This is a genomic window from Anaerotignum sp. (assembly GCF_040307045.1).
Taxonomy (GTDB): domain Bacteria; phylum Bacillota; class Clostridia; order Lachnospirales; family Anaerotignaceae; genus Chakrabartyella.
The window spans coordinates 121,688-143,215 of the sequence record NZ_JAWRKF010000005.1 but is presented as its reverse complement, the minus strand read 5'-3'; the positions used below and the strand labels follow the sequence as shown (position 1 = coordinate 143,215).

The window sequence follows — 21,528 nt, the reverse complement described above, 5'->3', positions numbered from 1 at the left end:
CTTGGGATAGGGCCTTGGAATTCTAGGCCCTTTAGGGAATTCAACCCTGGAACCATCTTTGCAAAAACTTTGTTTTTGGGATTAATCAGACCATATTTTTAGAGTATTATGGGCTTCTAAATTTCTCTATCAATAAACCACCCAAAATTAGGCCATTACTTATTGAGTAGTAAAATGAAAAAACCTTAAGACCAATTTTCTTTTTAATTTTTTAAGATTAAAAATCCATCTCTGCATACTGAGCATTTTCAGCAATGAATTCCCGTCTTGGTTCAACACTATCACCCATCAACATACTGAAAATTTCATCCGCAAGTAATGCATCGCTAATATCAACTTTTTTCAAAATACGATGTTCTACTGCCATGGTAGTATCTCTTAGCTGATCAAAGTCCATTTCACCAAGACCCTTATAACGCTGCACTTCTTTGATGCCAGTTTTACCAATTTCGTTATATAGCGCATCCAACTGTGCATCATCATACACATAATAGTGCTGTTTATTTTTCTCTACACGATAAAGAGGAGGCTGTGCAATGAAAACCTTTCCTTCTTCAATTAAATCGGGCATATAGCGATAGAAGAAGGTTAAAAGCAACGTACGTATGTGAGCACCGTCCACGTCAGCATCGGTCATAATAACAATTTTGTGATAACGCAATTTATCTAAATCAAAATCCTCTGAAATTCCTGTACCAAAGGCAGTAATCATATTTTTAATTTCTTCACTGCCTAAAATTCGATCTAGTCTTGCCTTTTCCACATTTAAAATTTTACCACGCAGAGGTAATATGGCTTGCGTCCTAGGATCTCTAGCCTTAATTGCACTACCACCCGCAGAATTACCCTCTACAATGTAAATTTCGCACTCATAAGGATCTTTACTTGTACAATCTGTTAACTTACCGGGAAGTCTTGTATTTTCCAATCCGGTTTTGCGGCGAACAAGCTCCCTTGCCTTTCTGGCCGCGTCACGGGCTCTAGAAGCCGTCATACCCTTTTCGATAATGGTTTTTGCTACCGAAGGGTTTTCTTCCAAGTAATAGGTCAAATATTCGCTCAGAACACTCTCCACAGCATTCTTTGCTTCACTTGTTCCCAATTTAGCCTTTGTCTGACCTTCAAATTGGGGATCCTCAACTTTTATACTAATAACAGCAGAAATACCTTCCCTAACATCATCACCAGAAAGCTTTTTATCTGCATCTTTAAGAACACCAATTTTTTTACCATAATCATTTAATGTTTTGGTCAGTCCGCTTTTAAAGCCAATCAAATGGGTACCACCATCAGGTGTATTGATATTATTTACAAAGCTAAATATATTTTCTGTATAGCCATCATTGTATTGAAATGCAACTTCCACCAAAACCCCATCTTTTTCACCAGTGGCATAAAAAACATCATCATATAAAGGCTGGCGACTTTTGTTGATATACGAAACAAACTCTTTGATACCACCTTCATAATGGAATGTGCGCTGTTGCTCCATACCTTCTCTTAGGTCAATTAGATTGATTTTCAAACCTTTTGTTAAAAAAGCAGTCTCACGGAAACGCTGCTTTAAAATATCATAAGAAAAAACAGTTTCCTCAAAAATTTCAGGGTCAGGTAGGAAATGAACATAGGTGCCATGCAGCTGGGATTCACCAATTGTAGTAACAGGCATTAATACATCCCCACGGGCATACTTCTGCTCATATATTTTTCCATCACTGTGGATATTAACTGTTAGCCAGGTTGACAGTGCATTTACCACCGAAGCACCAACACCATGCAAACCACCAGAAACCTTATATCCTCCACCGCCGAATTTACCACCAGCATGTAAGATCGTAAATACAACCTGCACAGCCGGTATGCCCTTTTGATGCTGTATTCCAACAGGAATACCACGACCATTATCCATAACGGAAATAGAATTATCGGGATGGATTTTTACTGTAATTTCATTACAATATCCTGCTAAGGCCTCATCCACCGCATTATCCACTATTTCGTAAACCAAGTGATGCAGACCTCTTGAACTGGTAGAACCGATATACATACCAGGACGCTTTCTAACAGCCTCCAACCCTTCCAGCACTTGGATTTGACTTTCATTGTAATCTGATGACATAAAACCTCTCCTTCAACTAAATCTTCTTGGGTTCCTCATCTTTTCTTTGTGCCAAAGAAAAAATAGGTTCGTTCTTGAAACCTATTTTGAATCAAATATTAATGATATGAAAAATGAATTAACATTTTACACATAACTTAACTCAGTTGCACCGAACACTCTAAATTCTATAGAAAACCTTAAAAAAAGCAGGGTTCTTTTTCATAAAACTTAGAAAGTTTACCTTGCATAACTATTATAACATTTTAAAATCAATTCTACAAGGCAAAAACCTTATATTTTCAAGGAAAACAGTAATTTTCACAACTTTTTTTTATTTTTTTTCTTCCTTATTATTTAGTTGAACAATTTTTTCCTGAATTTGATTCAAAAAAAGTAAAAAAAACCAAAAATAACAAGAATAAAAAAAGTGTAAAAGAACTTTTTCTTTTACACCTTAAAATAATATTTCATTTTCTGGAGAAATTTGACCGTTTTCAACAAAAAACAAATTATTTTTGCTAATATATTTCTTAATCGCATCTTCAATTCCAGTACAGGTTAAAAAAGCTTGCAGGCCTTGAATGCTTTCCATTAAAAATTTTTGCCTACTCTCATCCAATTCTGATAATACATCGTCTAATAAAAGAACAGGATCTTCTCCCGTTTCTTCCCGAATTAAATCAATCTCTGCCAACCTAGTGGCTAATGCAGTAGTCCTTTGTTGACCTTGAGAACCAAAACTCTTAACCTCCTTATCACCGATGTAAAAAAGGATATCATCTTTATGGGGGCCATAGTTTGTGCTTCCCAAATAAATATCTCGCTGCAAATTTCGGTTAAGCTTTTCAGTCATCTGTCCCAATTCACAGCTTGGTTTATATATTATTTTAAGCCGATCTAAGCCCCCTGTAAGGGCATTAAGTTTTTCAGCGGCAATTATATCTAACCTTAATAGAAAATCCCTTCTAGCCCCTATAATTCGCTCACCATATTCAATTAATTGCTGATCCCACGCAAAAAGGGTTTCTTGTAAGGAAGGCTTCTTCTTAATTTCCTTTAGTAAATTATTTCTTTGTTTTAAAATTCGGTAGTATTGTTGTAGGTCAAAATAATAAATACGACTCAGCTGACAAAGTTCCATATCTAAAAAACGACGTCTTTCCCCTGGTCCTTCTTTAATCAAAGAAAGATCCTCTGGAGAAAATACAACTGTATACAATGTGCCAAATAAATCTCCTAATTTCTTAATTGGCACACCATTTCTTGCAATTCCCTTTTTGGTATCTCTTTTCAAATGAACATCGATACGCTCGTTTCGGTTTTTCTTTGCCACAACTAGACGAATATGACTTTCTTCTTCATCAAATCCAATCATTTGCCAATCATTTTTTGTCCGCATGGAACGTCCAGTTGCACAAAAATAAAGGGATTCCAAAAAATTTGTTTTCCCTTGGGCATTCTTCCCGTAAAACACATTAATCCCTTCTGAAGGCTTTATATGAAGTTTTCCTAGATTGCGAAACCCCTGCAATGAAACCTCTAATATCTGCATAAATATCCACCCAGTATACACCTAAAAAATAACAAAAAAATCATTCATTTCCAAATAATAATATATCGTTATATATTTAACATTATTCAAAATTTTAGGATCATTTTTTAAAAAAGCACAAAAAAGGGATATACTATCCCTCTTAAAGTGTAATATCGTAAAATTCAATTGTTAAAAGAATATCATACTTAATTTACAACCTTTATTGAACCAAATCCCTTTACTTCAACAATATCATTGGCACGGATTTTCTTGCCTCTTTCCAAAGCTTGTTCTCCATTTACATAAACCAAGCCTTCCGAAATTAAAACTTTTACATCAGATCCTTGTCCAACTAGCCCTGCTAACTTTAAAATTTGCTGTAATTTAATGAACTCGGTATGAATAACAACTTCCTGCATAGAGTAATCCTTCTTTCTAAATTAGTTTACATAAAATTATATTCTTAATGGAAGAATTAAATATTTAAAAGAATCTCCCTCAACAGGTAAAATTGTGCAAGGGCTTAAAGAAGCAGTAAAGTGAATTTTCACTCTATCTTCATCAATAGAACGAAGGGCTTCAATGAAGTAGCGAGGGTTAAAAGCAATAGAAATTTCTTCCCCTTCAATTTCTGCTGAAATTTCTTCAAAAGCAGTACCCATATCACTTTTTGCAGTAATTTCTAAAGATTTTGTTTTAATTTTGAAGCGAACAGGAGTTTTTCTATTATCTCTAGAAACCAAAGATGCTCTTTCTAAAGATTGAATTAACTCACTCTTATCGATCAAAATTTCTGTTTTAAAATCTTCTGAAAAACTTTGCTCATAGCGAATAAAGTCTCCCGCAATCAATCGCGAAACCATAATTGCTGTCCCTAGATCAAACAGAATATGTTTGTCTGTTACATAAACAGAAACCAAATCTTCTTCTTCTTGAGATAGAATTTTATTTAATTCACTTAACGTTTTACCAGGAACAATGACTTCATTTTTTCCATAACTATTTAGTAGATTATTTTTACGATAAGAAATTCGGTAACCATCCACAGAGACAATGTTTAAAAAATCCTGACTAAACTCGAATAATTCACCAGTTAATACAGGTTTTGAGTTATCTTGAGCAATAGAAAAAATGGTTTGTCGAATCATATTTCTTAATTCATTTTGCTTCAAAGTATAGGCTTGATTCTGTTCAACTTCTGGTAAAGCAGGAAAATCTTCTCCACCTTGGCCCATAATTGTAAACTCAGAGGAACCACAAATAATGGTTACTGCATTTTTGTCATCTGAAGACAGGATTACATCTTCACCATTTAAACGACGAATAATTTCGTTAAAAATACGAGCTTCTATGGCAATTTCGCCTTTTTCTATAATTTCGGCATCGATGGATGCTGTTTTTATACCCAATTCTAAATCATTTCCAGTTAAAACAAAACCTCTTTCATCAGCTGTTAACAAAATACATTCTAAAATGGGTAAAGTTGTTCTGTTGGAAACTGCTTTATTTACAATGTTAATATATTGCAACAGTAGATCTTTTTTACATATAAGCTTCAAGTTGTACACAACTCCTTTTCACACAGTCTATAAAGAAATAAATAAGATTTTAACCGCAGTAGAAGTAGTAGGGGCTGTGGGTTTGTGGAAAACCTGTTTTTTCCTAGAAAAATAGGAATTCTCACTGTTGGTAAGTGATGTGGAAGGGATGTGGGTAGACTGATAGCTTATCCACAGTATTCACAAGGTGGAATAAAACCTTCAACTTATCCACAGGTTGTCCCTTGTATGATCCACAAGCCAATGTGGAAGATTATTGCCCCTTTATTTCTTTTTCTAATTGCAAAATCGTGTTTTGCAATGCCGTATCATTTTCTAATTGCTTTTCAATTTTGCTTATAGCATGAATTACAGTTGTATGGTCACGCCCGCCAAAGCTTTCACCTATTTTGGGCAAGGAAATATCTAATAATTTTCTACAAAGATACATAGAAATTTGTCTGGGAAAAGCAATATTTTTAGGTTTTTTGCTTCCCTGCATATCTTCAACACGAATATTGTAATGCTCTGCAACAATTTCCTGAATTAGATCAGGCGTTAAAGGTGCAGAGGCATTTTCGCTAAAAATGTCTTTTAATGAGTTTTCTGCCAATGTAATAGAGATATTTTGATTTGTTAAGGTTGCAAAAGCAACAATACGTGTCAAAGCCCCTTCTAATTCACGAATATTTGATGCAATATTTTTTGCAATGTAAGCCATTACATCATCCGGCACCTGAAGATTATCACGTTCTGCTTTTTTTCGTAAAATCGCAATTCTTGTCTCATAGTCGGGTGGCTGAATATCAGCAATTAAGCCCATTTCAAAACGGCTGCGCAGTCTGTCTTCTAAAGTTTCTATTTCTTTTGGAGGCCGGTCCGAGGAAATAATAATTTGTTTGGTTGACTCATATAATGCATTAAAGGTATGGAAAAATTCTTCCTGTGTTCCTTCTTTTTTAGAAATAAATTGAATATCGTCAATGAGAAGAACATCGATATTTCTATATTTATTACGAAAAGCTTCGTTTTTATTGTTTTGAATCGAAAGAATTAATTCATTGGTAAAGGTTTCACTTGTTACATATAATACTTTTGCAGCATTATTATGATCAAGAATATAGTGTGCAATTGAATGCATTAAGTGAGTTTTACCTAAACCAGAGTTTCCATATAAAAATAAAGGGTTATAATTTTTCGCAGGAGCCTCTGCAACAGCTAAAGATGCAGCGTGTGCCATACGGTTACTGTTACCTACTACGAATGAGCTAAAAACGTATTTAGGATTTAGATTTCTTGGAAAATCGGTATTTTGCTTTTGCGTATCATTTTGTTGCATCATTTTTAGAGGACGTTCATTACCAAGCAAAATAATAATCTCTAAATCTCTTTTTAAAACCTGTTTGAGGGTATTTCGGAGCAGGTCAAAATAACGTTTTTCCAGCATGTCTTTTGCCAAAGGATTTTCTACTTGCAAATAAAAGCAATTATCCTGAATGCCATAGGGCACAATTGGACGAAACCATGTCTCAAAACTAACGGCAGAACTTTCTTCTTCGATAATTTTTAAAGCTTCGTTCCAAAATTCGTTTACTTGTTCCATTATGTACCTCCTGTTAAATTTTTGTGAATAACTAGACTGTTATCCACAAACGAATATGGTTGGGCTGTGAAAGAAATTTGTCTTGATGATAGACAAGCCCAGGTTGTTCACAACGATTGCTTTTTATTTGCCCACATTAATCAACATAATATTTTTTATGAAAAAACGCGAAATAACCCACTTCGAACAATAAGAGTGGACAAGAGGGATGTAGTTTTCAAGAGCTCTTTCACAAAAAAAATGAGTTATACACAGGTTTATCAACAGATTGTGGATAACATAAATTTTGGTGCGGCAAAACATGTGTGAATTCTGTGGATCAACTTCTTGACACCTTGGTCATAGTATAACAAAAGTTATCCACAACCGCAATGAAAAAATCAAGTTATCCCCATCCAAAAAATAGTTTCATAAAAAAAATTACCCATTTTTATTCTGTTTCTACTATATATAGATAAAAAAAATAAAAAAAAACAACATATTAGAACAAAATAAAAAAAAATTGTCAAAATATAATTTTTACCTAAAATGCCAGAGTTTTAAGGCTTTCAAGGGAAATATTTTTCTTGACGAGCCATTTCTTTTTTACTATAATAGTAGCAGTGCTCGTAAAAAGGGCAGTGAAACGCTGCAATAAAGGAGGTGCGTATAACTATGAAAATGACATTTCAGCCTAAAAAGAAACAAAGAAGCAGAGAACATGGCTTTAGAAAAAGAATGAGAACTGCTAACGGCAGAAAAGTGCTTGCTGCAAGAAGAAAAAAAGGTAGAAAAGTATTATCCGCATAATCCTCATACCAAAACGTATATTAGGCCGCTGAAAGTGGCCTTTTGTTCATATGAGGAACATTTTGGCACTACCGAATGAAAGAAGGATTATTATGAAATTCACAGAATCTTTGAAAAAAAATTTTCAGTTTCGGTATGTATACAATAGAGGTAGATCTATTGCCAACCGCCATTTGGTTATGTATGTGGTGAAAAATGGGACACAAGGGAACAAATTAGGTATTTCAGTCAGTAAAAAGGTTGGAAAGAGCGTCGTTCGTTCCCATGTGACTCGCTTGATTCGTGAAAGTTACCGCAATATGGAGGAAGATCTTCGTTGTGGCTATGATATTGTTGTCATTGCCCGTGTTATTTGTAAGGATTCATCTTATCATGAAGTCAATGCCTCCTTGCGGCATCTATTAAAAAAACATCAATTACTTCTTTCCCAGCAAGAAAAAGAAGCAGGGAAAGATGGAGAATAAGAAGCGAGATGAAGATATGGGTAAAAAAATTTTCCTATGGTTAATCCGTTTTTATCAGGTGGGTATCTCTCCCTTAATTGGGCCACATTGCAGGTTTACTCCCACCTGTTCTCAGTATGCGTACATCGCCATATCTCGTTATGGCATATTTAAGGGCACATATCTTGCCGTCAGAAGACTTCTGAAATGCCATCCCTTCCATGAAGGCGGCTATGACCCCGTTCCCTAAAACTCTATTGTCTGTGAAGGTTGTCCTGCGGGGCAAAAAATTCTATTTGTTTGTTTAAGGAGGCATAAAAAGTGTTTGGAAGTGAAATGTTAGCAGGTGTCGCATTGACGACGCTTCCGTCTGTAAAAATGCCCGGTAGTATATTGGGGCCCATTGCCGAGTTAATGGGTTATGTTTACAATATGCTTTTTGATGGGCTGCACGGTATGATGACTGTGGGCGTATTAGGCTTTGCAATCATTATATTCACCCTGATTGTGAAATTAATTCTGTTCCCTTTGATGGTGAAGCAGCAAAAATCTTCATTTAAAATGCAGATGCTTCAGCCAGAGTTAGAAAAGATTAAAAATAAATATAAAGGTAAAACAGATCAGCTTTCTCAGCAAAAAATGGCTATGGAAATGCAGGATTTTCAAAAGAAAAATGGTATAAGCCTTATGGGTGGATGCTTGCCTTTGTTAGTTCAGCTTCCAATTTTGTATGCTTTGTTTTATTTATTTCAAAATGCATATGTTTATGTTGATGTTATCGGCCAGAACTACACAGACATTGCAAATGCAATTTTACAGATCCCAGCAGATATTAGAATGGAAGTTTTTACACCCTATGCACAAAGTTTCGTAGACATGTATAAGAGTGTTGATGTAATCAAAACAAGTGGTTTTGATATGAGCCGTGTTGGCGATGTGGTTATGTTAGTAAACTACCTGGGTATTGATGACTGGACATCAATTATGAGCCAGCTTGGACCCCATGGAAATGGATTGGTAGAACTTCTGGCATCAAAAAATAATATTGAAACATTCTTGACTATCCCTTTGGTAAGTGCAGCAGGTTTAAAATGGCCAGGTGTAATTATCCCTGTTTTTGCTGCAGTGTCTACTTATGCTCAGTCTAAAATTATGATGGTAATGACACCTAGTGCAAATGCAGACCCTAATAATCCAGCTATGGCAATGACAAAAACAATGACTTATGTTATGCCATTTATGATGGGCTTTTTCTGTATATCAATGCCTGCAGGCCTTGGTCTATATTGGACAATCAGTAATATTTTCGGTATTATTCAGCAGGTAATCTTACAGAAACATTATAAGAAGAAATTTGCGGGGGAGGCTGCTTAGAATGGATGAAATTAGAAAAAGCGGTAAAAGCGTAGATGAAGCCATTGCTGCTGCCTTAGCTGAGTTAGACGCTTCAAAAGAAGATGTTTCCATTACTGTGCTTGAAGAAGGTTCAAAAGGCTTTCTCGGTGTATTTGGTGGAAAAGATGCAGTTGTTTTGGTTAAGAAAAACTTTAACCCCGAAAAAGCGGCTGAAAATTTCCTAAGAGAAGTTTTTTTATCCATGGGTCTCATTGTTAAAATTGAAACTCAGATAAAGGATAAACATTTATTAATTAACCTTACTGGTGAAGATATGGGAATCTTAATTGGTAAAAGAGGGCAAACTTTAGATGCACTACAATACTTGGTAAATTTGGTTGTTAATAAAAATAGCAATTCTTATGTAAGTGTAATGCTAGATACAGAAAATTATCGTCAAAGAAGAAGAGAAACATTGGAAACCCTTGCATTTAACTTAGCAAAAAAAGTAAAGCATACGAAGAAAAATGTTGTGCTTGAACCAATGAATCCTTATGAAAGAAGAATTATTCATTCTGCGTTACAAAATGATCGCTTCGTCACAACTTACAGTGAAGGTGAAGAACCTTATCGTAATGTTGTAATTACTTTAAAATAAGAGCAAAAAAAACCCGTTACAGGAACTCTTGTTGCGGGTTTTGCTATATTTAAAAAAGAAAGCCTTTTTTTGTGCTTTGTAAAGATAATTGAGGTTGAAAGTACCAAGATTTTTAGGTCTTTTTAGTAGGAGGGGAAAATGAATAAAGTTAACCAGTTAGATGATATCATAGCTGCAATTTCAACTCCCTTGGGCATGGGGGGCATTGGTATTGTTAAAATGAGTGGCCAAGGATGTATAGATTTGGCTGATGGCTTGTTTTTTGGAAAAAAGCCCCTTTCACAAAAGAAAAGTCACACCTTATCCTATGGAAAAGTAATTGATCAAGATGAAGTTATAGACGAGGTTTTAATTTCTGTGATGAAAGGTCCTCAAACATATACAAAAGAAGATATTGTAGAAATCAATTGCCATGGAGGTTCTTTGGTGACACGCCGTGTTTTGGAGGCAGTGTTAAAGAAAGGAGCTAGATTGGCAGAACCTGGGGAATTTACGAAAAGGGCATTTTTAAATGGTCGGATGGATTTAACTCAAGCCGAAGCCGTCATTGATTTGATTCACTCCCAAACGGATTTATCACGCCAAGTGGCAGTCAATCAGCTTGAGGGAAGGTTGAAAAAAGAAGTCCATTCGATGCGAGAAGTAATTTTAGATATGATTGCTTCCATTGAAGCGGTTATTGATTATCCTGAGCATGACGTTGAGGAGGAAACCTATAGTAATATGGAACAGGGAGCCCTAGGCCTATTAAAGCGGATGGAAACATTATTGGCAAATGCCGATCGTGGTAAAATCATTCGGGAAGGTTTAGAAACTGTTATTGTAGGCAAGCCAAATGTGGGAAAATCTTCTCTACTAAATTGGTTGTTAGAGGAAGAAAGAGCAATTGTTACTGATATTCCAGGTACAACTCGTGATACTGTTGAAGAATATATCAATGTGGATGGTATCTCAATGAAAATTGTGGACACTGCTGGTATACGTGAGACTGGAGATGTAGTGGAAAAAATGGGGGTAGAGAAATCAAAGTCCTATGCAGAAAAAGCGGACTTGGTTTTGATGATGCTTGATGGTTCAAGGCCATTGGAAGGGGAAGATAAAGAAATTTTATCTTTTATTCGGGGAAAAAAGACACTAGTTTTAATTAACAAAACGGATCTGGAGCAAAAGATTTCTTTGGAAGATTTAGAACAATACATCTCAAAAGACCAAATCATTCCAGTTTCCATTAAGGAGAACCGTGGATTTGACGAACTGATCAATGGATTAAAGGAATTGTTTTTTAGCGGTGAACGGGTGAATGCCCAGGATGCTTTATTGGGAAACACGCGCCATAAAAATGCACTGTTTCAAGCCAAAGAGGCTATGGAACGTTGCTTGGTTACAATTCGTACCCGTATGCCTGAAGATTTTATATCTATGGACTTACAGGATGCCAACCGTGCTTTGGGCGAAATCACTGGTGATGTGGCAGATGAAGAAATCATTGATCGTATTTTTACAAAATTCTGTTTGGGTAAATAATGAAATGGAGTGTATGTATGAAACAAAATGAGATCAATCAGCCAAAAATCGCACCACAAGAAAATGAGTTAGGCGTTTTACCAGTTAAGCATTTATTGGTAAAACTAGCAGTACCCGCAATAGCAGCACAGATTGTAAATGTATTATATAATGTTGTTGACCGTATGTATATTGGGCATATTCCCGTTACGGGAGCATTATCCTTAACAGGGGTTGGTGTTTGTATGCCCCTTATCATGCTGATTTCAGCTTTTGCGGCCTTGGCAAGTATGGGTGGCGCACCCCGTTCTTCAATATTGCTGGGTAAAGGTGATAAAGAAGAAGCGGAAAGAACTTTGGGTAACTGTACTATGTTATTAATTATACTTGCAATTACCCTTACCCTAATTTTAGTGTTCTATTCTGAGCCGTTGCTTCTTGCATTTGGTGCCAGTGAAAATACCATTGGATACGCTTTGGATTATATGAATATATATGCCTTGGGTACCATTTTCGTACAATTAGCATTGGGTTTAAATTCTTTTATTTCTGCCCAGGGATTTGCGAAGGTAAGTATGTATACAATTTTAATCGGTGCAATCAGTAATATTATTTTAGATCCAATTTTTATTTTTTTCTTTGGAATGGGGGTAAAAGGAGCTGCGTTGGCAACGATTATTTCTCAGGGTATTTCTGCAATTTGGGTAGTTGTATTTTTAACGGGGAGTGGCACAACCCTTAAATTAAGGTTGAAAAATTTTAAAATTCATGGAAAAACCCTTTGGCCCTGCATTTTATTAGGTCTTTCTCCTTTTATCATGCAATCCACAGAGAGTATTATTAGTATTTGCTTTAACTCGTCCCTATTGAAATATGGTGGCGATACAGCTGTAGGTGCCATGACAATATTAAGCAGTGTTATGCAGTTTTCTATGTTACCATTGATTGGACTTGCCCAAGGAGCTCAGCCAATTACAGGTTATAATTTTGGTGCCAAAAAGCCTGAGCGTGTAAGAGAAGGTTTTCATTTATTATTGAAATCAAGCTTGTTATATTCCATGGGGTTATGGGCCATTGTTATGTTATTCCCCAAAGGGGTTTCTTCAATGTTTGCCAGTGATGCTGCACTGTTGGATTATAGTGCATGGGCAATGCGTTATTATATGCTATTCTCTGGCATTTTCGGTATTCAGATTGCTTGCCAGCAAACATTCATTGCAATCGGAAATGCAAAAACGTCTTTGTTTTTGGCAATTTTGCGTAAAATATTATTATTGATACCCTTTATCTACATATTACCCATGTTTATTGATGACAAGGCAAAGGCAGTTTTCTTAGCGGAGCCTGCCGCGGATTCGATTGCAGTAGCAACAACTGCTATCTTATTTATGGTTCAATTTAAAAAAGCAATGAAAAAACTAGAAGAAGAAAAGAGAATCGCCTAGTTTATTCAAATGAGGATAAGTCTTTTTTACTAGTTTGGTTTTTGAATAAAAATGAAGTGGAGTTATCTCCATGATACTAAGGAGTTATGGAATGATGTATGAGGCAGAAACCATTGATGTTGCTGTTGTTGGCGGCGGCCATGCAGGTTGTGAGGCGGCCCTTGCAGCGGCAAGAATGGGAATGAAAACCGTTATGTTTGCCATAAGTTTAGACAGTATTGCTATGATGCCCTGTAATCCATCCATTGGTGGTAGTTCTAAGGGGCATTTGGTGAGAGAGATTGATGCTTTAGGTGGACAAATGGGGAAAACCATTGATAAAACATATATTCAAACAAAAATGTTGAACACAGGAAAAGGACCAGCTGTATATTCCTTGCGTGCCCAGGCAGATAAGATAAAATATCAAGCTGATATGAAGTATACCTTGGAAACTACACCCAACTTAAAAATCAAACAGGGTGAAATTGCTGAAATTCTTATGGAAGATGGAAGTGTTTCTGGTGTTGTCACAACAGGTGGTGCAATTTTTCGATGCAAAGCCATTGTTCTTTGCATGGGTACGTATATGATGAGCCGCTGCTTACACGGTGACGTGATCGTCCCTAGTGGACCAAACAACTTGATGCCTGCCACAAAATTAAGCCAATGTTTGAAAGACTTAGGGATTCGTTTGTATCGTTTTAAAACAGGTACACCTGCGAGAATGTTGAAAAGCTCTTTAGATTTAGAAAAAATGCAACCTCAATATGGTGATGAAAACATTGTTCCTTTTTCTTTTGAAAATAAACCAGAGGATATTCAAAAAGAACAAGCATTATGTTGGTTAACTTATACAAACGAAAAGACCCACCAAGTAATTCGAGATAATTTGCACCGTTCGCCCCTGTATGGTGGAATTATTGAGGGTACAGGCCCTCGTTATTGTCCATCTATCGAAGATAAGGTAGTTCGTTTTGCAGACAAAGAACGCCATCAGCTTTTTATTGAGCCAGAAGGCGAGGGAACTGAAGAAATGTATATTCAAGGGATGTCCTCCTCCTTGCCTGAGGATGTGCAGATTGCCATGTACCGTACCGTTCCCGGGCTGGAGCGATGCGAAATTACCCGTTTTGCTTATGCGATTGAATATGACTGTATTGATGCAACACAACTAAAATTGTCTTTGGAGTTTAAAGATTTTAAGGGGCTTTTTAGTGCAGGTCAGTTTAACGGAAGCTCTGGATATGAAGAAGCAGCAGCCCAGGGTATAATTGGTGGTATTAATGCAGCAAGATATTTGCAGGGAAAAGAACCCATTATTTTACAGCGGTCTGATGGTTATATTGGCGTATTGATAGATGATTTGATTAGTAAGGGAAGTACAGAACCTTATCGAATGATGACAAGCCGTGCTGAATTCCGCTTATTGTTGCGCCAGGATAATGCAGACCAAAGGTTAACTCCCATTGGTTATGAAATTGGCTTAATTCCTGAAGGACGTTATCGTGCTTTAAGAGAAAAAGAAAGACTGGTTGCTATGGAAATTGAGCGTGTAAAGGCTTTAACCGTTGCGCCAAACCCGAAAACATTGGAGGTGTTGACACAATACGAAAGTACTCCAATTAGGTCAGGTGTAAAGCTGTCTGATTTAGTAAAACGCCCAGAATTAGACTATGAGAAGATTGCCCCTCTGGATTTAGACAGACCAGAGCTTCCTTCTGATGTAAAAGAGCAAGTAAATATACAAATAAAGTATGAAGGTTATATTGGACAGCAGTTGAAGCAAGTGGAGCAATTTAAAAAGCTTGAAAACCGCAAACTACCAGAAGATATGGACTATCAGAGTATTCAAGGTCTGCGAATTGAGGCAAAGCAAAAGCTAGATGCAATTTGCCCTAGCTCCTTAGGTCATGCTTCTCGAATCACAGGGGTATCTCCTGCTGATATTTCTGTACTGTTGATTTATTTAGAACAACAAAAGCGCAGAAGCTAATTATTGCGAACCAACTGTAACCTTTTCCCATTGGGAAATTCCTTACTAATCACATTCCTTAAAGAGCAAAATTTTTTTTTGAATGAAAAGAGATAACAGTTACCAGCTGTTTTGAATATTCATTAGCAAAGGAGGGGGTTAAATGAAATTTTTTCTGCCTTGGAAGGGAAGTGGGAGTTACGAACCCCAAAAAGACAGAAAGTTAATTTTACCAAAAGGGACATTTCCGTTAGAAGATTTATGCTTTAATACAGTTCGCTCTCCTTATTTTTCATTGCCGAATCCTAGTGGAACCGTGAGGTCATTTTTAAGTGCATTGGAAAAAGACTGCGAGGAGGAAGCAATGGGATATCTTTCCAACACTGTTGCAATAATGGCAGACTTAGATGGCATAAAAAAATTATTTGGAGAGAAAAAAGAGTTACATTTTTTTTCCGATGATATACAAAATGAGATAAGAACAGTTTCCTTGGCTTGCAGATGTGAGCAAGGATATACAGAGGTGATTTCTGTGCGGATGGTAGCAGAGCCTAATCACTTTGGTAAATGGAAAATATATTGTATTGAAAAGGAGTAGCTCAATGGATAATAAAATGCTATTGAAATCTTGCTGCCAGCAGATGCAGATTTCTCTTTCACAAGAGATGACAGAGCAGTTTATGTCTTATATGTCTTTGTTGTTGGAATGGAATGAAAAAATGAATTTAACGGCCATCACAGAAGAAAGAGAAGTTATTTTAAAGCATTTTGTTGACTGCTTAAGCTTGGTGCCTTATTTAGAGGTGACGCAAGAAACAAAAATCATTGATGTTGGAACAGGGGCGGGTTTTCCCGGTCTTCCTGTGAAAATTGCTTGTCCCAATGTTTCCATGACACTTCTGGATTCTTTGCAAAAAAGAATCGGTTTTTTAGAACAAGCAATAATTGAAATGGGTTTAAATAACGTAGTGTGTGTTCACGCTAGGGCGGAAGATGGAGGTCAAAATCCTCTGTATAGAGAAGCGTTTGATTATTGCGTATCTCGTGCCGTGGCAAATTTAGCAGTGTTATCTGAATATTGCTTACCTTTTGTAAAAATTGGAGGAACATTAGCGGCTTTAAAAGGGCCTGACGCAACCGCTGAGATTTTAGAGGCTAGAAGTGCTTTAGAAAAGCTTGGAGGCAAGGTAACCAGGGTCGTAGATGTTACAATACCTTTTACAGAATTGTCCCATAAACTTATCTTTATTGAGAAGGTATCACCAACGCCAAAACAATATCCTAGAAAAGCGGGTAAAATTTCAAAAAACCCACTATAATAATAAACTTAGACAGTATTTCTTTTGAGATGCTGTCTTTTTTTATAGAAGGAAAGGGATTTTTACTTATAAATATTTGGCTAAAAAAGCTTAGAACCACCCCATAAAAAGAACCAAGAACATGACTAAAAACATAACCAGGGAAATATTAGATAATAGATGTAGTGCTGGATAGATTTTTTAAACCTGATATTGTGTATCAAAAATGAGGGAAAATCATTTGTTTAGGCAGGGTTTTAATCTTAAAAAATAGAATATATAGTGTCTTAACTTAAAGAAAACAATATATATAGTATGAAAAAAGAGATAATTTGACGATAAATTGCCTTAAAAATGAAAAAATTCCACCAAGCTACGACAACTTATACAACCCTTCGAGTTTTTTGTGTCTGATGCCGCATCATTTTGTCGAGGGTGGAGTGTTTTTGTTGTACGCTTTTTCTGTAAAAATGGATTAGCTATGATAGAATGAAAAAAAAGAAAAATGCCGTTGATTTGTAAAACTATCTCGGTTTCCATAGAATAAAAAAGGAGGAAATACATATGGAGGTTTTGAAATTTCCCGAAATGCGTTTGAAAAAGGAGAAGGCTGTATATCAATTGCCTATCGAAAAAGTTCGTCCGAATCCATATCAGCCTAGAAAGTACTTTAACATTAGCGCATTAGAGGAGCTGGCAGAATCCATAACTGCATATGGAATTTTGCAACCCATTACTGTTCGAAAGATGAGTGGCGGATTCTATGAGTTGGTAGCAGGGGAAAGGCGTCTGCGTGCAGCGGAAATGGCAGGACTTACCACAGTACCAGCAATATTTATTCAGGTAAGCGATAGCGATAGTGCAGTTTTGGCATTTATCGAGAATATTCAACGACAAAACTTAAGTTTTTTGGAAGAGGCGGAAGGTTATCGCAATATGATGGAGGACTATGGCCTAACCCAAGAGGAGTTAGCCGCAAAGCTATCCAAAAGCCAATCTGCCATAGCCAACAAACTGCGTGTTTTAAAGTTGGAAGACAGTGTAAAGAAAGAATTGTTGGATAACCATTTCACAGAGCGTCATGCAAGAGCATTGCTAAGGCTTCCAGATGAACAAAGTCGCCTCGTGGTAATGGCACAAATGATCCGTGAGGAGATGAATGTAAAACGGACGGAAGAATTGGTGGAACATACACTGGAGGAAATGAGACATAGACATACGGAGAGAGGGGAAAGACGGGAGAAACGCTATATTACAGATTTCCGTTTGTTTACAAACACCATAAAGCAATCATTAGAAGTGATTCGCCGCAGTGGAATGGATGTGGTTTATGAAGATACCCAAAATGATGATGAGTGTGAAATTGTGATTCGCATTCGTAAAAATGCAGTGGAATCGGCATGAAGCGTAAGGCAGAAGTAATCCTGGAAAGATGATTTATGCATACTACTTTTGATATTTACTTATTACCTTTGAAACGGATAAAAGCTTAGAAATGGGGTTAAGTTTTAGGCTAAAATACTAAGTAATCAGTTATTTGGGCTTCATGACAATGATTGTATAAAAACACCTTTTATGATACAGTGTAAAAAAACTCTCTTTATTTGCTACAAAACCGAGAGGAAGGGAAAATAAAGAAATGCTATCCTTTTATCATAGGAGGTAAACAATGTGGATTGGATACAACGACTAAATGAGGCGGTAGACTATATTGAAAATAATCTCGATGAGGAATTTAATGTTGAGGTAGCGGCAAGAATTGCTGCTTGCTCCACATTTCATTTTCAACGTATGTTTACCTATATTGCCGGAATTACCATTGGGGAATATATTCGGAGAAGAAGAATGACATTAGCGGCTTTTGAATTCATACAGGGGAACCAAAAGGTTATTGATATTGCTGCAAAATATGGATATGATTCACCCACAGCTTTTAATAGAGCATTTAAGGCGATTCATGGTATAGCTCCATCCATGGCCAAAAACCAAGGTGTTAGTCTAACGGTGTATCCCCGCATTACTTTTACCTTATCCATAAAAGGAGATGAAGTAATGAATTTTAGAATTGAGAACAAAGATGGATTTAGAATTGTAGGGTTTGCTACGAAAGAGCCAATGACAATGGAGAACTGCTTTGAAAAAGTACCATTGTTTTGGAGTGAGGTTGTGAAAAAAGGCGGCATTGAAAAAATTTGCAGTATTATGGATGGTTCACAGCCGAATGGCGTTTTAGGCGTGTCAACCTGTGATGATGGCGTATTTAGTGGATATTTTATTGCTGCTGCAACCAATTCTTCTTGTCCAGAGGAGATGGAGGAATATATAGTGCCAGAGGGAACATGGGCAATCTTTGATTGTTTTGGCCCAATGCCCCATGCAATTCAAAATTTACAACAAAGAATTATTACTGAGTGGCTACCAACATCAGGTTATGAATATGCGGCGGCACCCGACATTGAAGTTTACTTTCAGGGTGATCAGAGTGCATCGGATTATCATAGTCAGGTTTGGCTTCCTATTGTGAAAAAATAAAATAAAAAGGGGTGTAGAATAATCTATACCCTCTTTTTTTATTTTGTTTGATCCATTTGTTTATCTAAAACCATAAAGGTTGTGGTCGCTGTTGCTGCTAAAATATTGTTTCTTTTTATTCGTGCTTCACCTACCATACTTACCACAGTTTTGCCATGGGAAATGATACGGGCATGGTACTCTACGGTATCATTGGGTAGAATGGGCTGCAAAAAAGTAGTTGCAATATTAATGGTACAAACCATGTTTGGCTTTGCATAGTAATGACAAAGCAAGCCAAAGGTTGTGTCAAACCCCGTAACGATAATGCCTCCATGCAGTCCGCCCTCGGGGTTTAATTCCCAATCCTTTACATCAAAGGATAAGGTCAATTCTTTTTTTTCATGACTACAAGAAACAAAAGAGGGGTTTAATAAGTCTAAAACGCCTACATTTGTCATTGTGAAAGCGGAGGTATTGATTTGGGAAAACCACTTTTCCATAACTGATTGATTAGAATCTTTTTTATTGAATACTACCATATGTAGTACCATCCTTTCTTATATTAATGGGTTGTTTTGAACTTCTTTTAGAACTTTAAAAACGGCTGAAGAACTTGCAGCCAACACAGTTCTATTCTTGATCCATGCTTCTCCAGTGATGTTGCATAAGGATCTGCCCTGAAATTTAAATTTCGCCCTAATATGAAAAGAGTCTCCTAAAAAGATAGGCTTATGGTATGTGGTATTTAGACTTACGGTGGTAACAACGTGAGGCTTTGTATAGAAATGGCAAAGAAGCCCCAAAGTAGTGTCAAAGGCCGTGGCAACAATGCCGCCATGAATCACATTTTGAGGGTTTAACTCCCATTCTAAAACATCATAGGAAAGTTCAACTATTTTTTCCTCAAAGTTACAACTAACAAATTTTGGTTTAATTTTTGATACAACGCCATGGCTAAGAAGTCTGGAGCCATGGGTGGTAACTTGCTGAAACCAGGTTTCCATAGCTTCTTGTGATAGCGTTGGTATTTCTAGATGATTCATTACAAGATTCCCCTTTATTTCAAATATTCTTGAACAATATTAGTAAAGGATTGACTGTTTTCCAGGTGAGGAAAGTCGCCAACACTTTCAAATATTACGTAGTCGCCATCTGGACGAGCTTCTTCTGCCCATTCCATGTTAGAAATAGGATTTGATTTATTTTCTTCACCCCAAAAGATCCAAAAAGGTACACTCAATGCAGTGAATGCTGCTTTTGTATCTGAACGCCAAAAACCTGTTTTAATGGTAGCATATGAAACCTGCCCTTTCTTGCTTCTGCGAGCGGAGTAATGGCATTGGTCAATGAGCTCTTTTGCAATTTTTTCTTTTGCAAAGAATGATTCCTCCAGTGTTTCTTTAATTTTGCCTTTTGAAGTTCCCATCAAGAATTGCTGTGTCCCTGAAACGGGAAGAAGCAAACTGTGAAGGGGTTCGGTATCTTCATTTGTGGCAAAGCCACGTCCAAAACCCTCTGGAGATATGAGCATAAGCCCTTTTATTTTTTCAGGATAAAGCATAGAAGTAATTAGTGCCAAATCGGCGCCACCGTTAGAGGCTAAAATGCAAGCGGGACGGTGAATAACCGTTTCCATGAAATCGTGAATACAACGGGCGTATTGATAGGCTGTCCATGGTTTATCTGGTACAAAGGAGGAACCGAAACCCGGTAAATCCAAAGCGTAAACATGGTAATTTTCTGATAAAGTATCAATAACCATATCCCATTCCTTGCGGCTTGTTCCTAACATCATGCTGTGGATAAGAAGCAAAGGTCGCCCACGGCCTACAGAGGTATAGGCAATAATGCCGTGGGAAGACGAATATATTTCAAAATTGGTATCATCAACCTTTTTTTCAGCTTGCCAAAAACACGCTTTTTGCCAAAAAATCAACCCACCCAAAAGGCCGGCTGATGCAGCAGAAAGAGAAAGTGCTGCCTCTTTTACTTTTTTATTCATTTCAGACCCTCCTCCTTTAAATAACTTCTCTTTTATTATGAACGGAAAAACGTCATTTGAAAAGAGAAATTTTCATAGTATGTTAATAAGTTTTTGGGAAAGGAGCTTTTTTATGCAAGAATTTCTAACTTTGGCAGGACAATTATTTATAATTTTATGTATTCAGTCCATACTAGAAGTAATGGCTTCTTCCAGGAGGCAAAACCATCTGCAAAAACCAATCGCGTTGGGGTGCTATTTGGCATCAATGCTTTTGGTATTGCATTTTATGCAAGAGTATTTAGGAGATATTTTGCAAACTTTAAGCCATATTTATTAGCAAAAAAACAAATGCAGTAGTTTTTTGTCCAAACTCGTAGAAAAATACTTGACGAATTCAAATTCCTGTGTTAGTATATTATTCGTACTCGATTTGCGAGTGATTTGCCGATGTGGCTCAATTGGCAGAGCAGCTGACTTGTAATCAGCAGGTTATCGGTTCGAGTCCGATCATCGGCTTTTCATATGGGTGGATTCCCGAGCGGCCAAAGGGGGCAGACTGTAAATCTGTTGCGATAGCTTCGAAGGTTCGAATCCTTCTCCGCCCATTGTAATTTCAAAATTTTATAATTTCTTATTGCCGCGGAGTGGAGCAGTCCGGTAGCTCGTCGGGCTCATAACCCGAAGGTCGTCAGTTCAAATCTGGCCTCCGCAATTTTAAACCTTGAATATTTTTTCAAGGTTTTTTTCTTTGTCCAAAATTATTTCATATAACAGCCTTTCTTTACTCATTTTTGAAAAATTTTAATCCTTTATTTTTCTCCTAGTTTAA

21 protein-coding genes and 3 tRNA genes are annotated in these 21,528 nt (G+C 36.7%); 16 read left to right on the top strand and 8 right to left on the bottom strand.

All coding sequences use genetic code 11. The features are described 5' to 3' along the window. Window positions 1-217 precede the first annotated feature (217 nt). The 5 genes from gyrB to dnaA all read right to left on the bottom strand — a co-directional run bounded on the left by gyrB (window position 218) and on the right by dnaA (window position 6,779). Window positions 218-2,119 (bottom strand): DNA topoisomerase (ATP-hydrolyzing) subunit B, encoded by a 1,902-nt coding sequence (gyrB, locus tag ABVZ64_RS04195; protein WP_352399802.1) that lies wholly within the window; start codon window positions 2,117-2,119, stop codon window positions 218-220. A 436-nt stretch (window positions 2,120-2,555) separates the two neighbouring features. Next, window positions 2,556-3,653 carry a DNA replication/repair protein RecF gene (gene recF, locus ABVZ64_RS04190; RefSeq protein WP_352399801.1) on the bottom strand — a complete coding sequence of 366 codons (1,098 nt, stop codon included), beginning with the start codon at window positions 3,651-3,653 and terminating at the stop codon, window positions 2,556-2,558. Window positions 3,654-3,841: 188 nt separating this feature from the next. Then, complete coding sequence (locus ABVZ64_RS04185; protein ID WP_352399800.1) at window positions 3,842-4,054, bottom strand: RNA-binding S4 domain-containing protein; 213 nt, start codon at window positions 4,052-4,054, stop codon at window positions 3,842-3,844. Window positions 4,055-4,090: 36 nt separating this feature from the next. Continuing rightward, window positions 4,091-5,203 carry a DNA polymerase III subunit beta gene (gene dnaN, locus ABVZ64_RS04180; protein WP_352399799.1) on the bottom strand — a complete coding sequence of 371 codons (1,113 nt, stop codon included), beginning with the start codon at window positions 5,201-5,203 and terminating at the stop codon, window positions 4,091-4,093. Between the two features lie 244 nt (window positions 5,204-5,447). Next, a complete protein-coding gene (gene dnaA / locus ABVZ64_RS04175; protein ID WP_352399954.1) occupies window positions 5,448-6,779 on the bottom strand; it encodes a chromosomal replication initiator protein DnaA in 1,332 nt (443 codons plus the stop codon). Window positions 6,780-7,430: 651 nt separating this feature from the next. Here dnaA and rpmH point away from each other — a divergent pair. The 12 genes from rpmH (at window position 7,431) to ABVZ64_RS04115 (ending at window position 18,733) form a co-directional block, all read left to right on the top strand. Continuing rightward, window positions 7,431-7,565, top strand: coding sequence for a 50S ribosomal protein L34 (gene rpmH / locus ABVZ64_RS04170; protein ID WP_352399798.1), 135 nt, complete (start codon window positions 7,431-7,433; stop codon window positions 7,563-7,565). Between the two features lie 92 nt (window positions 7,566-7,657). Beyond that, on the top strand, window positions 7,658-8,029 hold the full coding sequence (rnpA, locus tag ABVZ64_RS04165) for a ribonuclease P protein component (RefSeq protein ID WP_352399797.1): 372 nt from the start codon (window positions 7,658-7,660) through the stop codon (window positions 8,027-8,029). A gap of 16 nt (window positions 8,030-8,045) precedes the next feature. After that, window positions 8,046-8,258 carry a membrane protein insertion efficiency factor YidD gene (yidD, locus tag ABVZ64_RS04160; protein WP_313528672.1) on the top strand — a complete coding sequence of 71 codons (213 nt, stop codon included), beginning with the start codon at window positions 8,046-8,048 and terminating at the stop codon, window positions 8,256-8,258. A gap of 71 nt (window positions 8,259-8,329) precedes the next feature. Next, the gene (locus ABVZ64_RS04155; RefSeq protein WP_352399796.1) at window positions 8,330-9,382 is read left to right on the top strand and encodes a YidC/Oxa1 family membrane protein insertase; all 1,053 of its coding nucleotides are present in this window, start codon (window positions 8,330-8,332) and stop codon (window positions 9,380-9,382) included. 1 nt (window position 9,383) lies between these two features. Continuing rightward, window positions 9,384-10,001 (top strand): RNA-binding cell elongation regulator Jag/EloR, encoded by a 618-nt coding sequence (jag, locus tag ABVZ64_RS04150; protein WP_352399795.1) that lies wholly within the window; start codon window positions 9,384-9,386, stop codon window positions 9,999-10,001. A gap of 138 nt (window positions 10,002-10,139) precedes the next feature. Then, window positions 10,140-11,525, top strand: coding sequence for a tRNA uridine-5-carboxymethylaminomethyl(34) synthesis GTPase MnmE (gene mnmE, locus ABVZ64_RS04145; RefSeq protein ID WP_352399794.1), 1,386 nt, complete (start codon window positions 10,140-10,142; stop codon window positions 11,523-11,525). Between the two features lie 17 nt (window positions 11,526-11,542). Further along, on the top strand, window positions 11,543-12,949 hold the full coding sequence (locus ABVZ64_RS04140) for an MATE family efflux transporter (RefSeq protein WP_352399793.1): 1,407 nt from the start codon (window positions 11,543-11,545) through the stop codon (window positions 12,947-12,949). 91 nt (window positions 12,950-13,040) lie between these two features. After that, a complete protein-coding gene (gene mnmG / locus ABVZ64_RS04135; protein ID WP_502892579.1) occupies window positions 13,041-14,924 on the top strand; it encodes a tRNA uridine-5-carboxymethylaminomethyl(34) synthesis enzyme MnmG in 1,884 nt (627 codons plus the stop codon). Between the two features lie 142 nt (window positions 14,925-15,066). After that, window positions 15,067-15,501: a hypothetical protein gene (locus ABVZ64_RS04130; RefSeq protein ID WP_352399791.1), complete on the top strand. Its 435-nt coding sequence runs from the start codon at window positions 15,067-15,069 to the stop codon at window positions 15,499-15,501. Between the two features lie 4 nt (window positions 15,502-15,505). Then, window positions 15,506-16,222: a 16S rRNA (guanine(527)-N(7))-methyltransferase RsmG gene (gene rsmG / locus ABVZ64_RS04125; RefSeq protein WP_352399790.1), complete on the top strand. Its 717-nt coding sequence runs from the start codon at window positions 15,506-15,508 to the stop codon at window positions 16,220-16,222. Window positions 16,223-16,765: 543 nt separating this feature from the next. Further along, window positions 16,766-17,605: a nucleoid occlusion protein gene (noc, locus tag ABVZ64_RS04120; protein ID WP_352399789.1), complete on the top strand. Its 840-nt coding sequence runs from the start codon at window positions 16,766-16,768 to the stop codon at window positions 17,603-17,605. Window positions 17,606-17,872: 267 nt separating this feature from the next. Next, window positions 17,873-18,733: an AraC family transcriptional regulator gene (locus ABVZ64_RS04115; RefSeq protein ID WP_352399788.1), complete on the top strand. Its 861-nt coding sequence runs from the start codon at window positions 17,873-17,875 to the stop codon at window positions 18,731-18,733. Between the two features lie 38 nt (window positions 18,734-18,771). Here the strand turns inward: ABVZ64_RS04115 and ABVZ64_RS04110 are convergent, their stop codons facing one another. Genes ABVZ64_RS04110 through ABVZ64_RS04100 form a run of 3 tightly spaced genes read right to left on the bottom strand, consistent with a single transcriptional unit; the run spans window position 18,772 to window position 20,717 of the window. Continuing rightward, window positions 18,772-19,254, bottom strand: coding sequence for a PaaI family thioesterase (locus tag ABVZ64_RS04110; protein ID WP_352399787.1), 483 nt, complete (start codon window positions 19,252-19,254; stop codon window positions 18,772-18,774). A gap of 18 nt (window positions 19,255-19,272) precedes the next feature. Continuing rightward, on the bottom strand, window positions 19,273-19,758 hold the full coding sequence (locus ABVZ64_RS04105) for a PaaI family thioesterase (protein WP_352399786.1): 486 nt from the start codon (window positions 19,756-19,758) through the stop codon (window positions 19,273-19,275). Between the two features lie 14 nt (window positions 19,759-19,772). Then, the gene (locus ABVZ64_RS04100; RefSeq protein WP_352399785.1) at window positions 19,773-20,717 is read right to left on the bottom strand and encodes an alpha/beta fold hydrolase; all 945 of its coding nucleotides are present in this window, start codon (window positions 20,715-20,717) and stop codon (window positions 19,773-19,775) included. 112 nt (window positions 20,718-20,829) lie between these two features. Here ABVZ64_RS04100 and ABVZ64_RS04095 point away from each other — a divergent pair, with 112 nt between their 5' ends. From ABVZ64_RS04095 to ABVZ64_RS04080, 4 genes are all read left to right on the top strand, one after another. Further along, the gene (locus ABVZ64_RS04095) at window positions 20,830-21,036 is read left to right on the top strand and encodes a hypothetical protein (RefSeq protein WP_352399784.1); all 207 of its coding nucleotides are present in this window, start codon (window positions 20,830-20,832) and stop codon (window positions 21,034-21,036) included. Between the two features lie 106 nt (window positions 21,037-21,142). After that, window positions 21,143-21,215 (top strand) — tRNA-Thr (locus ABVZ64_RS04090). Between the two features lie 8 nt (window positions 21,216-21,223). After that, a tRNA-Tyr gene (locus ABVZ64_RS04085) sits at window positions 21,224-21,304 on the top strand. A gap of 33 nt (window positions 21,305-21,337) precedes the next feature. Next, a tRNA-Met gene (locus ABVZ64_RS04080) sits at window positions 21,338-21,411 on the top strand. The last annotated feature ends 117 nt before the right edge of the window (window positions 21,412-21,528 follow it).